The sequence below is a fragment of the uncultured Maribacter sp. genome, from assembly GCF_947495965.1.
GTDB lineage: Bacteria > Bacteroidota > Bacteroidia > Flavobacteriales > Flavobacteriaceae > Maribacter_B.
The window spans coordinates 329,433-341,403 of sequence record NZ_CANMBB010000003.1 but is presented as its reverse complement, the minus strand read 5'-3'; the positions used below and the strand labels follow the sequence as shown (position 1 = coordinate 341,403).

13 protein-coding genes are annotated in these 11,971 nt (G+C 31.7%); 9 read left to right on the top strand and 4 right to left on the bottom strand.

The window, feature by feature from the left end; translation table 11 throughout:
* The 7 genes from Q0820_RS09485 to Q0820_RS09455 all read left to right on the top strand — a co-directional run.
* Positions 1-850, top strand: an 850-nt coding sequence (locus tag Q0820_RS09485) for a hypothetical protein (RefSeq protein ID WP_298487279.1), incomplete at its 5' end; no start/stop codon positions are given.
* A gap of 86 nt (positions 851-936) precedes the next feature.
* Positions 937-2,898, top strand: a complete 1,962-nt coding sequence (locus Q0820_RS09480; protein WP_298487294.1) for a gliding motility-associated C-terminal domain-containing protein — start codon at positions 937-939, stop codon at positions 2,896-2,898.
* Positions 2,899-2,907: 9 nt separating this feature from the next.
* Positions 2,908-3,861: a type IX secretion system membrane protein PorP/SprF gene (locus Q0820_RS09475; protein ID WP_298487277.1), complete on the top strand. Its 954-nt coding sequence runs from the start codon at positions 2,908-2,910 to the stop codon at positions 3,859-3,861.
* A 47-nt stretch (positions 3,862-3,908) separates the two neighbouring features.
* On the top strand, positions 3,909-4,442 hold the full coding sequence (gene idi / locus Q0820_RS09470; RefSeq protein ID WP_298487275.1) for an isopentenyl-diphosphate Delta-isomerase: 534 nt from the start codon (positions 3,909-3,911) through the stop codon (positions 4,440-4,442).
* Positions 4,439-4,846 carry a 6-carboxytetrahydropterin synthase gene (locus Q0820_RS09465; RefSeq protein ID WP_298487274.1) on the top strand — a complete coding sequence of 136 codons (408 nt, stop codon included), beginning with the start codon at positions 4,439-4,441 and terminating at the stop codon, positions 4,844-4,846. Before idi ends, Q0820_RS09465 begins: the two co-directional genes overlap by 4 nt.
* Positions 4,847-4,929: 83 nt before the next feature.
* On the top strand, positions 4,930-5,898 hold the full coding sequence (locus Q0820_RS09460) for a type I phosphomannose isomerase catalytic subunit (RefSeq protein WP_298487272.1): 969 nt from the start codon (positions 4,930-4,932) through the stop codon (positions 5,896-5,898).
* A 58-nt stretch (positions 5,899-5,956) separates the two neighbouring features.
* Positions 5,957-6,226 carry a hypothetical protein gene (locus Q0820_RS09455; protein ID WP_298487270.1) on the top strand — a complete coding sequence of 90 codons (270 nt, stop codon included), beginning with the start codon at positions 5,957-5,959 and terminating at the stop codon, positions 6,224-6,226.
* A 57-nt stretch (positions 6,227-6,283) separates the two neighbouring features.
* Here Q0820_RS09455 and Q0820_RS09450 read toward each other — a convergent pair whose 3' ends face one another.
* The 3 genes from Q0820_RS09450 to Q0820_RS09440 form a co-directional block, all read right to left on the bottom strand.
* Complete coding sequence (locus Q0820_RS09450) at positions 6,284-6,985, bottom strand: DUF4369 domain-containing protein (RefSeq protein ID WP_298487268.1); 702 nt, start codon at positions 6,983-6,985, stop codon at positions 6,284-6,286.
* Between the two features lie 90 nt (positions 6,986-7,075).
* Positions 7,076-8,392 carry a DUF819 family protein gene (locus tag Q0820_RS09445; RefSeq protein WP_298487266.1) on the bottom strand — a complete coding sequence of 439 codons (1,317 nt, stop codon included), beginning with the start codon at positions 8,390-8,392 and terminating at the stop codon, positions 7,076-7,078.
* Between the two features lie 36 nt (positions 8,393-8,428).
* Positions 8,429-9,226 (bottom strand): HAD family hydrolase, encoded by a 798-nt coding sequence (locus tag Q0820_RS09440; protein WP_298487265.1) that lies wholly within the window; start codon positions 9,224-9,226, stop codon positions 8,429-8,431.
* 115 nt (positions 9,227-9,341) lie between these two features.
* Between Q0820_RS09440 and Q0820_RS09435 the strand changes: the two genes are divergently transcribed.
* A complete protein-coding gene (locus Q0820_RS09435; RefSeq protein WP_298487264.1) occupies positions 9,342-10,112 on the top strand; it encodes a S1/P1 nuclease in 771 nt (256 codons plus the stop codon).
* A gap of 132 nt (positions 10,113-10,244) precedes the next feature.
* Here the strand turns inward: Q0820_RS09435 and Q0820_RS09430 are convergent, their stop codons facing one another.
* Positions 10,245-11,117 (bottom strand): AraC family transcriptional regulator, encoded by an 873-nt coding sequence (locus tag Q0820_RS09430; RefSeq protein ID WP_298487262.1) that lies wholly within the window; start codon positions 11,115-11,117, stop codon positions 10,245-10,247.
* A gap of 211 nt (positions 11,118-11,328) precedes the next feature.
* On the opposite strand from Q0820_RS09430, the gene Q0820_RS09425 reads away from it, so the two are divergent.
* Positions 11,329-11,913, top strand: a complete 585-nt coding sequence (locus tag Q0820_RS09425) for a hypothetical protein (protein WP_298487260.1) — start codon at positions 11,329-11,331, stop codon at positions 11,911-11,913.
* Positions 11,914-11,971: the final 58 nt, after the last annotated feature.

The window sequence follows — 11,971 nt, the reverse complement described above, 5'->3', positions numbered from 1 at the left end:
AGGTACAAACGATATAACCGTTACTAATGATGGAAATGGGAACTACACAGTAGATTATACCGATGGCGATAGTGATGATGAGAACGAGATTCAAGATTTAAATTACGATGCTAGTACACAGATATTAACCATTACGAATAATGGAAGTGCTACGAATATAGATTTAAGTGGGTTGAATGATTCAGGGACAGACAGCCAAACATTATCAACAAATGGAAACCCTGGTCATATAGCAATAACAGGAGGTAATGCTATTACTCTTAATGTTAATGATGCCGATTCAAATATTGGAAATGAATACAATACAGCTTTTGGAATAGTTGGTAATAATTTAAGATTATCAGATGGTGGTGGAGACAGAGATGTACCATTAGCTTCTTTAGGTTCGGACGATCAATTTGATGATGAAGTAGAGTTAAGAGCTCCTATTGATGTAGATGATGCAGGAAAATCTGCAGCACAAGGATTTACAACAGAAACTAATGTTCAAGAAGTTATACAGGCAATAGCACCAATTACTTCTAAAGCAGCTAGAATTTTCTATCCGCCATCAATAGAAGTAGATGCTTCTACAACAGGTACACAAACAATTGATTTATATGCACAATATACAGCTCAGTTTGGAACACCTTTAAGAGGAAGTACAGGTGCACCAACAGCAGTGCCTACTTATGGTGCAACAGAATTATATTATTATGTTACGTACGCGGATCCAACTGTTTTTGATACCACATCTACAACAGGTCCTACGGCTATGGTAATAACTGCTGATGGAAAATTAACACTAACTGTAGACGCTCCGCCAACAGATTACAATTCCTTAATCAACGTGGTATTCGTAGTTAAATAATGTATAGAGAAACGACCCAAATCCAATTGAAACATAACCTAACATATAAGTCGTTATTCTTAAGTATTGCTTTTGCATTACTAGGAATGGTTACATCTAATGCACAATATGTATTACAAGCTCCTAATACTACCGATGAAACTAATTATCGCTGGTATGAAGCTTCGGATACAAGTACGGTATTAGGAACAGATTCTTTTTTAGAAGTAACAGAAAGAGGGGTTTATTTTGCAACCTATGATGGTACTATTTGTGGATCTAATGCAACAGGGTATTTTATTGTAACCAACTGTAACTCTCCTTTTAATGAAGTTACCTTAGATGTTTCTAATAATGTTTCGCCAAATGCCACAATAAGTTGGAATCCGCCATTACCAGGAGATCAAAATAGACCAACAGTAATTGCAACACAGACAGTAGAAAAATATACAGCAATAATTACAAAAGCAGGTAATGATAGCGCATTACCAAATTTTACAGTAGTGTGTATTAACGAAGCAGCCAATTTAGTAGATGATGTTGTAAGTACAGATGAAGACCAATCGGTAATAGTTCCTATCTATGATAATGATTCGGACTTACCAACAACAGGAAATTTAACAATAAGTACAGAACCTACTAACGGAACTGTTGCCATAAATAATAATGGCACCCCAAATGATCCATTGGATGATATAGTTACCTATACACCCAATGCAGATTATAATGGACCAGATACTTTTAACTATACGGTTTGTAACACTTTTGGAGATTGTAGCACAGCAACTGTAGATATAACAGTGCTGCCAATAGTAGATGCAATAGATGATTCTATTGCTACAGAAGAAAATACACCAGTAGCTATTGCTATACTAGATAATGATAATGATTTACCTAGTATTGGTACATTAACTATTGCTACACCGCCAACGAATGGTACTGTAGTAATAAATGATAATGGTACGCCTAACGATCTATCAGACGATACGGTAACCTATACTCCAAATGCAGATTATGTTGGTAATGATACTTTTGATTATACGCTGTGTGATAACGCAGGAAATTGTAGTACAGCTACAGTTACAGTATTAGTAACAGATGCTACCGATTTAGATGCCGATAATGATGGAATTTTAGACAGTTTTGAAGATTTAAATGTTGATGGCGATAATGATCCGGCAACCAACCCAACAGATACGGATAATGATGGTTTTGCAGATTATTTAGATATAGATGCGGATAATGATGGTATTCCAGACAATTTAGAAGCACAAACTACAGCAGATTATATTGCGCCTAGTGGTGTAGATGCAAATGCAAATGGTGTAGATGATGCGTATGAACAAAACGGAAATCTAGGTATTATACCAGAAGATACGGATGGCGATTTAATCCCAGATTATGTAGATGAAGATAGTGATAATGATAATGTCCCAGATTATATAGAAGGTAATGATCACGATCATGATGGTATACCAGATGTAGTATTAATTGGTTCTGATAAAGATGATGATGGTTTAGATGATGGTTTTGAAGGTGATTCTACCATAGATTTAGATGTAAATGATGAATTAGATGATCCATATAATGATTTACCAAATACAGATGGCGATGCAGAGTCTGATTATAGAGATACTGATGATGATGATGATGGTATAGAAACTATAGACGAAGATTTAAATGGTGATGGAGACTATGCCAATGATGATAGTGATGGCGATGGTACCCCTAATTACTTACAACCAGATTTAATAGTTAATGAAAATGAAGTAGAAGTATTTAATGTACTTACACCAAATGGCGATGGAGTGCACGATGTGTTAACTATTTCTGGGTTAGAAAATTTCCCAAATAATTCTATTCGAATTTATAATAGATGGGGTGTATTAGTGTACAGTACAAATGCATATAATACCGAAGGAAATATTTTTGATGGTACATCATCAGGTAGAGTTACTGTTAATGTAGATAATAAACTACCAGTAGGTACTTACTTCTACATATTAGATTATGAACAATCAACTGGAAATATGAAATCTCTGTCAGGTTACATATATATAAACAGATAAATGATATTTATGAATAATATCCATAAAGAAATTAAAATTCCTCTCTGGATTGTTAGGGGTATGGTGGTGTTAGTATTTTTGGTTACAGGAATATTACAATCACAACAAGATGCGCAGTATACACAGTATATGTATAATACGGTAAGTGTAAATCCGGCTTATGCAGGATCTAGAGGGCAAATGAGTATTGCTGCTTTGTATAGAGCGCAGTGGGTTGGTCTAGAAGGGGCACCTACTACACAAACTTTAAATGCACATTCTCCTATTGGATATAGGGGAGTAGGTTTGGGGGTATCTATTGTAAATGATAAAATAGGACCAACCTCAGAAACCAATTTTGATGTAGATTTTTCATATACCGTATGGACCTCTACAGAAGGCAGGTTAAGTTTTGGACTTAAAGCAAGTGCAAATTTATTAGATGTTCGTTTTTCAGAATTAAATCAATTTACTACAGATCCTAATTTACAACAAAATATAGATAATAGATTTTCACCTAATATTGGTGCAGGAGTATACTATCATACCCAAAAGTTTTATGCAGGTTTATCTGTTCCACGTTTTTTACAAACCTCTCATTTTGATGAGTCTACCTTATCAACAGCAAAGGAGCAAATGAATTTTTATTTAATTACTGGATATGTTTGGGATTTAAATCCTAATTTAAAATTTAAACCAACAATACTAGCAAAATTAGTGCAAGGAGCTCCATTACAAGTAGATTTATCGGCAAATTTTATGCTAGTAGATAAGTTTATTGTAGGTGCTGCATACCGTTGGGATGCTGCTTTTAGTGGTATGTTAGGGTTTAATTTGTCTAACAAATTTCTTATAGGATTGGCATACGATCGTGAGGTAACGGAGTTGGGAAATGCAGCCTTTAATGATGGCTCTTTTGAAGTTATTTTAAGGTATGACTTTATTCATACAAAGGATAATTTAAAATCTCCAAGATTCTTTTAAAAAGCATATTCTCTTTATATATTCTGTAAAGATGTTATTTTTACAAAATGAAAGAGGAAGAAGTTATATTAGTGAATACTAATGATGAGCCAATTGGTACTATGCCAAAAATGGAAGCGCATGAAAAAGCGGTTTTACATAGAGCATTTTCTGTTTTTATTATGAATAAAAATGGAGAAACAATGCTCCAACAACGTGCCGCGCATAAATACCACTCTCCTTTGCTATGGACAAACACATGTTGTAGCCACCAAAGAGTAGGAGAAAGTAATATACAAGCAGGAAAAAGAAGATTGCAAGAAGAAATGGGATTTTCTGCAGAACTACAAGAAGTAACTTCTTTTATTTACAAAGCCCCTTTTGATAATGGTTTAACAGAACATGAACTAGATCATGTTATGATAGGTAGTTATAATGGAGAACCAAAAATAAATCTTGATGAAGTAGAAAGCTGGAAATGGATGAAGCCAGTTGATATTAAAAAAGATATTGCAATTAACCCAGAAATTTATACGGTGTGGTTTAAGATTATTTTTGAAAAATTTTATACGCATATAAATCAAAATAGAGAAGAACTATGAAAGTTAAAGTGAGTAGAAAAGCACATTTTAATGCTGCACATAGACTTTATAGAAAGGATTGGGATAATGCAAAAAATGCCGAAGTATTTGGTAAGTGTAATAATCCAAATTTTCATGGTCATAATTATGAATTGGTGGTAAGTGTATATGGAGAAATAGACCCAGAAACAGGATTTGTAATGGATATGAAGGTTCTAAAGAACCTTATAAAATTACACATAGAAGATGCTTTAGACCACAAAAATTTAAATATTGAAATTGCAGCTTTTAAAGAGGTAAACCCAACCGCAGAGAATATAGCCGTTTTTATTTGGAACACTTTAAGACCTTTTATAGATAAGGAGAAAGATTTAGAGGTAGTTTTATATGAAACGCCCAGAAATTACGTTACTTTCTGTGGATAGTATTAAATTTTTAATTTAAAGTTTTAATACTATTTTGTAAGAAAAATCGTTCAAGTTAAGATAAGATAAATATAATTGTAATTATGAAACTTTACCCTTTAAAATTCCAACCAATATTAAAAGAACGTCTTTGGGGCGGAACAAAGCTAAAAGATGTTTTAGGGAAATCTAGTGAAAGCGAAATTACAGGAGAAAGCTGGGAACTTTCTGGCGTGCCTGGAGATATCTCACAAGTGTCTAATGGAGAATTACAAGGAGTTTCTTTGCAAGAGTTAATTAACGATTACCCAGAAGAGTTATTAGGCAAGAGTGTTGTGCAACGTTTTGGTAAAGAATTTCCTATTCTTATTAAGTTTATAGATGCTAAACAAGATTTGTCTATACAATTACATCCAAATGATGCTCTAGCAAAAGAACGCCATAATTCTTTTGGAAAAACAGAAATGTGGTATGTTATGGATGCAGATAAAGAAGCTAACTTAATTGTTGGTTTTAATAAAGATGTAACCAAAGAGGAGTATAGTAAAAGCTTAGAAGATAATACTTTATTAGATTTATTAAACTATGAAGATGTGTCAGAAGGGGATACGTTCTTTATAAATACCGGAAAAATTCATGCTATAGGAGCAGGAGTTTTACTTGCAGAGATACAGCAAACATCGGATGTTACGTATAGGGTTTTTGATTTTAATAGAAAAGATAAAGAAGGTAACTTAAGGGAATTACATACAGAAATGGCTTTAGATGCTATGGATTATAAGAAGAAGGATGATTTTATTGTAAATTATGCTACCCAAAGTGACCAAATAAATACCATGGTAGATTGCCCGTATTTTAAAACTAATTTTATTGAAATAACAGAAGATTTAACCCAAGAAGTTACACAAAGAGATTCCTTTACAATATATATGTGTGTTGGCGGAAAAGTTGAAGTAACTACACAAGTAGGTTCTGCTATAATAGAAAAAGGAGAAACAGTATTAGTACCAGCAAGTAGTAACATGATAACCTTGAGTGGTTCTAATGCTAAATTATTAGAAGTAACTATTTAAGATATTCTTTTATATAGGTTAATTTTAAAACCTTTACTTTTGCTAAAAAAATAGAATAATGGCAAGTATTAAAGATTTAAAAAAAGATATTAATTACGTTTTAGGAGATATTATAGAAGCTGTTTATATCGTAGAAGCTGCAAATAATAAGCAAGATTCTAAAGAAGGAGCTTCAATAATAGATAATGCAATTGCTACTTTTGATGATTTAATTGCAAAAGTAAACAAAAGAGGTGTTGAGGATAGAAAAGCGCATCTTAAAGCGGTAAAAGAAGAATTAGAAACTAAAGCAAAAGGTTTGGTAGAAGAACTAAACAAATTGGGTTAGTAAGAAAAATGAATATTAATGAAAAAGTCCACCATTGGTGGACTTTTTTTATGCTTTTTATTTAGGCAGTTTGTCTAAATATTTTTTTAAGGCTTTACCGTATTTTGAGGAAGACACCTCTGGAGTTAAAGAGTTATAGATAGAATCTAAATATATTCTATTTGCATCAGGGACTTCATATAACGCTACATATGGAGCTACTGTAGAATTTGTATTTGTAAGCGCAAAGTTAATGGCATATGCATAACTTCTTTTAATGGTTTTATCACTTAGTTTCTGTACAGAGTCTATTTGTAAGGAATCTAAAGCAACTTTGGAGTTTTGTGCATTTTGTATAATTCCAATATTTTTAATACTAAAATCAGACATGATTTTTCGGTATTCGTTGTACTTTATATTACTCTCAGAACCAGTAATTTTAGCATTACGATCAAAAGTATCCCAAGAAGTATTTATGGTTACAACTCCAGGTTCACCAAAAAAAGTAATACGGTCATTGTATTCATTAAAATCTTCTTTTTTTAAATATAAATTATATATTTCTGGGCTTTCCACTTCGGTTTTAAAAGTGAAAGAACCGTTACCATCAACTTTTAAAGAATCTAAAGTAATTAATAAGGAATCTTTAAATTTTTGAAGATATAAATTTCCTTTTTTTAAACCTTTTACATTTCCAGTTACGGTCATTGTATTTTGTGTGTCGCCACCACAAGAAATTAAGAATACGGTTAAAGTAAGTGCAAGTGCTATTTTTTTCATGTAGTAATTTTATTGCGGCAAATATCTTTATTTTTTTTTATTTGCACTTATTAAAGAATAGAAATTAAAAATATAAAATAATGTTTTTCTTTAGAGGGTAGATGCTATTTCCATAAGGTAAGCACATAAAAGTGCACCGCCAGTACCCACTACATAACCAAAAACGGCAAGCAATACACCTACCGATGTTAAAGAAGGATGAAATTCTGCTGCAACAACAGGAGCAGAAGCTGCGCCACCAACATTGGCTTGGCTGCCTACTGCTAAGAAAAAATAGGGCGCTTTAATTAGTTTTGCAACTACTATTAATAATACGGCATGTATACTAATCCAAATAAAGCCTATGGCTATAAGTCCAGGATTTTCTAGAACCCTACCTAAATCTACCTTCATACCTATGGTAGTAACCAGAATGTATATGAACATACCACCAATTTTACTGGCCCCAGCTCCTTCATAATTTTTAGCTTTTGTAAAAGATACTACTATGCCAACAACAGTAGCAATTACTACCATCCAAAAGAAACCAGAACCAAGAAAGGATAAAAAATTAGTTGTATCAGCAATTGCAGAGACATTTTCTTTAAGATAAGTACTTATATTACCTCCTAAAAAGTGTGCAATACCTACTCCAGTAAAGGCTAAACCTAGCATTAGCATATAATCTCCTAAAGTTGGTACTCTTGTAATTTTTTCTGTAAACTCTGTTACTTTAATTTTTAGTTTTTCAATAGCTGAAGTATCTGCCTTGAGCCATGCATCAATTTTTTTAGTCTTACCTACACCTAATAATAGTATAGCCATCCATACATTTGCAACAAAAATATCTACCAATACCATACCTCCATATTTTTCTGGAGTGTATTTAAATATTTCATACATAGCAGCTTGGTTAGCATTACCACCAATCCAACTTCCTGCAATAGTAGAAAGTCCTCTCCAAATAGCATCAAAATCATTACCTCCTACAGATTCTGGTGAAAATATAGAAACAATTAAAATAGCTATTGGTCCGCCTATAATTATACCAGTACTACCAGTTAAAAATAGGATTAAAGCTTTAGAACCAAGATTGCTAATAGCTTTTAGGTCTATACTTAAAGTCATTAGTACTAATGCCGCAGGTAATAAGTATCTACTGGCCATATAATATAATCTAGAACTATGCTCCGTAACATTTCCTAAGGAATCTACTACATGCCATTTTTCGGCAACTACACCAAAGGAAGATAATAGAGCAGGTAATAGGTAGCACATTAGCACTGCAGGAATAATTGAATAAAATTTTTTCCAAAATCCAGTTTTTATAGAAGAGGTATAGAAAATAAAACCTAAGCATAAAGCAAGTAAACCAAATATAACAGTATCCTCTGTAATAAGCGGTTGGGGTAATAACTTTTGAGTCATAAATAAAGGGTTACATCTTTTTCAAATATAACCAAATTAAAGATGTTGTTTTATATAGTGTGCAACACCATTTTCCGTATTTTTTAAGGTAGTTGCATTTGCTATTCTTTTTACTTCTTCTCTTGCATTACCTACAGCAATACCACAACCAGTATGTTGTAACATATCTATATCATTATAATTATCTCCAAAAGAGATAACATTTTCTAGAGTCTCATTTTTCTTTAGAAGTTCTTTTATAGCCGATAGTTTAGAAACGGATTTAGGAGCAAGTTCTATTAGTGTATCATTAGAGCGGTATATGTTTAGTACCTTAGAAAGAGTTTTTTGCAATTGAGAAAAGGCAATATCTGCGCTTTCTTTTGTTCCCATTAGCATTACTTTATGTGCTCCTGCTTCCTTTTTTTGCCATTCCTTAAGAACAGTGTCTATATTTTTAAAAACTGGGGCTACTTTAGTGTGTTTTTTTTCTTTTTGTACACGTTCAGAATCCTCCTCTACATACCATTCATCTTTATAATAAAGACCTAGTTTTATTTGTTGTTTTTTGGCTAAGGTGTAAATGACTTCTAATTGGTTGGTAGTTATTATTGTAGAAGAAATTTCTTTATCGCCCTCTAAAATTAAAGCACCATTATAACAGATAATAGGTTCTTGTATAATACCAAGGTCTTTTTGGATATACCGCATAGCTTTTGGCATACGAGCAGAAACAAGAATAATTTGAGTTTTGTCTTTTATTCTTTCTATTTCTGAAATAGTTATTTTTGATACATCACTTTTTGTTGTAAGTAAAGTACCATCTAAATCGGAACATAATATGGTATAAGTCATATATTTTATATCTGTTAAAATACAAATTTATGCTATATAGGATTGCAAACCTATTAAGGTTAAATAGTAACAATGCCTTAATCTTGTAATTCTTAATTTTGAAAAAATTTATAAAATGAGAAAAATTACAATTCTATTCTTTTTTATAGTTCAGCTTTCTTTTGGAAATTCTATTTTTTGGTCAAAAAAAGGGCATAGGGTAGTAGGAGAAGTAGCTCAGAAGTACCTAACAAGAAAGGCTAGGAAAGAGATAAGTAAGTTATTAGATGGTCAAAGTTTAGCTTCTGTTGCTAACCATGCAGATTTTATAAAGGCAGATAAAAGATTTAGAGAGTTTAGTGCTTGGCATTATGTTAATTTTCCGGAAGATAAAAAATATACCGAAGTAGAGCCTAGTAAATATGGAGATGTAATACAGGGAATAGAAAAGTGTGTGTCTATTATAAAGAATAAAAAAAGAAGTAAAGAGGATAGGGCGTTTTATTTAAAACTATTAGTTCATTTTATTGGAGATTTGCACCAACCATTACATGTTGGTAGGCTAGAAGATAAAGGAGGGAATGATATACAAGTGCAATGGTTTTCTAAAGGAAGTAATTTGCATAAAGTTTGGGATACTAATATGATAGAAGATCATGGTATGAGTTATACTGAGCTTGCAAATTCTTTACCAAAAATTAATAAAGAAAAAAGGAAAGCTATACAAGAAGGTACTATTTATGATTGGGTAGAAGAATCTCAAGACCTAGCAAATAAGGTTTATGAATCTGTAGAGATAGGTGAAAAACTAAGTTACAAGTATAGTTATGTATGGTGGACAACGGTAGAAAAACAATTACAAGTGGGTGGTGTTAGACTTGCAAAGGTTCTAAATAACTTGTTTTAAAAGTTTGGCATGAGGTTTGATTTATAATATACAAATAGTCTTACATGAGAATATTAATAGATTTTACCTAGCTATTAAAGATAGTGTTTGGTTATTATAAGGTATAAAAATCGGTTCCCACGGCCGATTTTTTTAATGTAGTAAAGTTTTTAATTCATTTCTATAATCAGAAGGACTTTGCCCAGTAAACGCTTTGAATGATTTATTAAAATGCGAAAAGTTATTAAAGCCACACTCAAAACAAACCTCTGTAATGCTTAATGGTTTTTCTGCAAGTAATTTAGAAGCATGAACCAAACGATATTCATTTACAAACTGGGTAAACGTTTTATTCGTTATTTTTTTAAAATATCTACAAAAAGAAGGAACCGTCATACTAACCATATTAGATATTTGGTCTAAGGTAATTTCTTCGGTAAAATTATTTTTTACATGGTTAAAAACAATATTAATACGGTCATTGTCTTTAACATCTGTCTGTAAAGAAAAGCCTTCTGCATTTAAAAATATAGTTTCTGTAGAGTTTGCTAATTGGTTTAATATACTAAGGATAGATAATAATCTTTGAAAATCTGTTTGGTATTCTAAGACTTCAATTTTTTCTCCAAGTTGTTTTTTTGTTTTTCCAGAAAAAGCAATACCACCATTTGATGCATCAAAAAGGCTCTTTATTTTTTTCATTTCTGGAATTTTAAAAAAATCATTCCCTAAAAAGTCTAACTTCATTTGCACAACGGTTTCACTGGTATTTCCAGTTAAACTATCTGTAAGTCCGCAATGTGGTAAATTACTACCTATAAGTATTAAGTCGCCATCCGAGTAATAAGATACATGACTTCCTATTTGCCTTTTTCCAGAACCACCGTTAACATACACCAATTCTATTTCTGGATGGTAATGCCATGAAGTATTATTATTTACATGATCTTCATCAAACTTCTGGTAGGTAAAAGAGTTCCCAAAATTAGGTTCTATAGCTTCAAAAGCAGGTTTTTGTGTAAACATTTTATTTTATTTGGTAGTGTAAATATAAGTAACTAAAAACAACAATTGTTTGCTAAATTAACTATAAAATATGGTAAATTACCTGTTAACTGTAAATTAACTTTCTAGATGGGTAAAATAAGACATAAATAGGAAAAATGAGTTGTAGTGTATGGGGTAAAGCTGGTGTATGTTTGTAGTGTCGTTAATTAGTAATTTAAAATTAGACATTATGAAAGCACTTTTAAAAATCACAACCGTAGTTGCCTTTATGTTTATTGCAGCAATAAGCATGGCAAAAGAGCCAAAATTAATTTTGACAGCTTACAGTGAAGCTAAAATGTTAGTGTTAGAATTAGAGAATGTATCTAATAACACCTACATTAAGTTTAAAGATGCCCAGGACAATGTCATTTATGCAGAGAGCGTATCTGATGATTTGTATTTTAAGAAATTTAATCTTAAAGAGTTAACAGATGGTACTTATTTCTTTGAAACCGATGGAGCGTTTAAATCTACAATTTATTCCATTAAAGTAGAGAATAATAAATTAATTATTCTTGATAAAAAAGAAATAGTAAAGCCATTTTTTAGAGAAGTAGATTCAAGAGTTTTTCTTAACCTATTAAATTTAGAGAAGAAAGATGTAATGATAAAAATTCATGATCAAGAAAGTAGGTTAGTTTTTGAAGAAAAAGTAACAGAAGAAATGATAGTAGAAAAAACTTTTAATTTTTCTGATGCTTATGAAGGAAACTATACAATATCTGTATTATACGGAGATAAAAGTTATGATAAAGACTTCGTAGTTAATTAATACTTAATTATATTAAACTAATAGGGGAGGCCATAGGCCCAGTCATGGTCGGAAGAAA

What these genes read in the sequence shown, in the direction of transcription:
- Q0820_RS09440 (WP_298487265.1), bottom strand. Translation starts at nt 9,226, where the DNA reads ATGACTTATACCATATTATGTTCCGATTTAGATGGTACTTTACTTACA.
- Q0820_RS09475 (WP_298487277.1), top strand. Translation starts at nt 2,908, where the DNA reads ATGAATAATATCCATAAAGAAATTAAAATTCCTCTCTGGATTGTTAGG.
- Q0820_RS09465 (WP_298487274.1), top strand. Translation starts at nt 4,439, where the DNA reads ATGAAAGTTAAAGTGAGTAGAAAAGCACATTTTAATGCTGCACATAGA.
- Q0820_RS09450 (WP_298487268.1), bottom strand. Translation starts at nt 6,985, where the DNA reads ATGAAAAAAATAGCACTTGCACTTACTTTAACCGTATTCTTAATTTCT.
- Q0820_RS09455 (WP_298487270.1), top strand. Translation starts at nt 5,957, where the DNA reads ATGGCAAGTATTAAAGATTTAAAAAAAGATATTAATTACGTTTTAGGA.
- Q0820_RS09460 (WP_298487272.1), top strand. Translation starts at nt 4,930, where the DNA reads ATGAAACTTTACCCTTTAAAATTCCAACCAATATTAAAAGAACGTCTT.
- Q0820_RS09430 (WP_298487262.1), bottom strand. Translation starts at nt 11,117, where the DNA reads ATGTTTACACAAAAACCTGCTTTTGAAGCTATAGAACCTAATTTTGGG.
- Q0820_RS09445 (WP_298487266.1), bottom strand. Translation starts at nt 8,392, where the DNA reads ATGACTCAAAAGTTATTACCCCAACCGCTTATTACAGAGGATACTGTT.
- Q0820_RS09435 (WP_298487264.1), top strand. Translation starts at nt 9,342, where the DNA reads ATGAGAAAAATTACAATTCTATTCTTTTTTATAGTTCAGCTTTCTTTT.
- Q0820_RS09480 (WP_298487294.1), top strand. Translation starts at nt 937, where the DNA reads ATGGTTACATCTAATGCACAATATGTATTACAAGCTCCTAATACTACC.
- idi (WP_298487275.1), top strand. Translation starts at nt 3,909, where the DNA reads ATGAAAGAGGAAGAAGTTATATTAGTGAATACTAATGATGAGCCAATT.
- Q0820_RS09425 (WP_298487260.1), top strand. Translation starts at nt 11,329, where the DNA reads ATGAAAGCACTTTTAAAAATCACAACCGTAGTTGCCTTTATGTTTATT.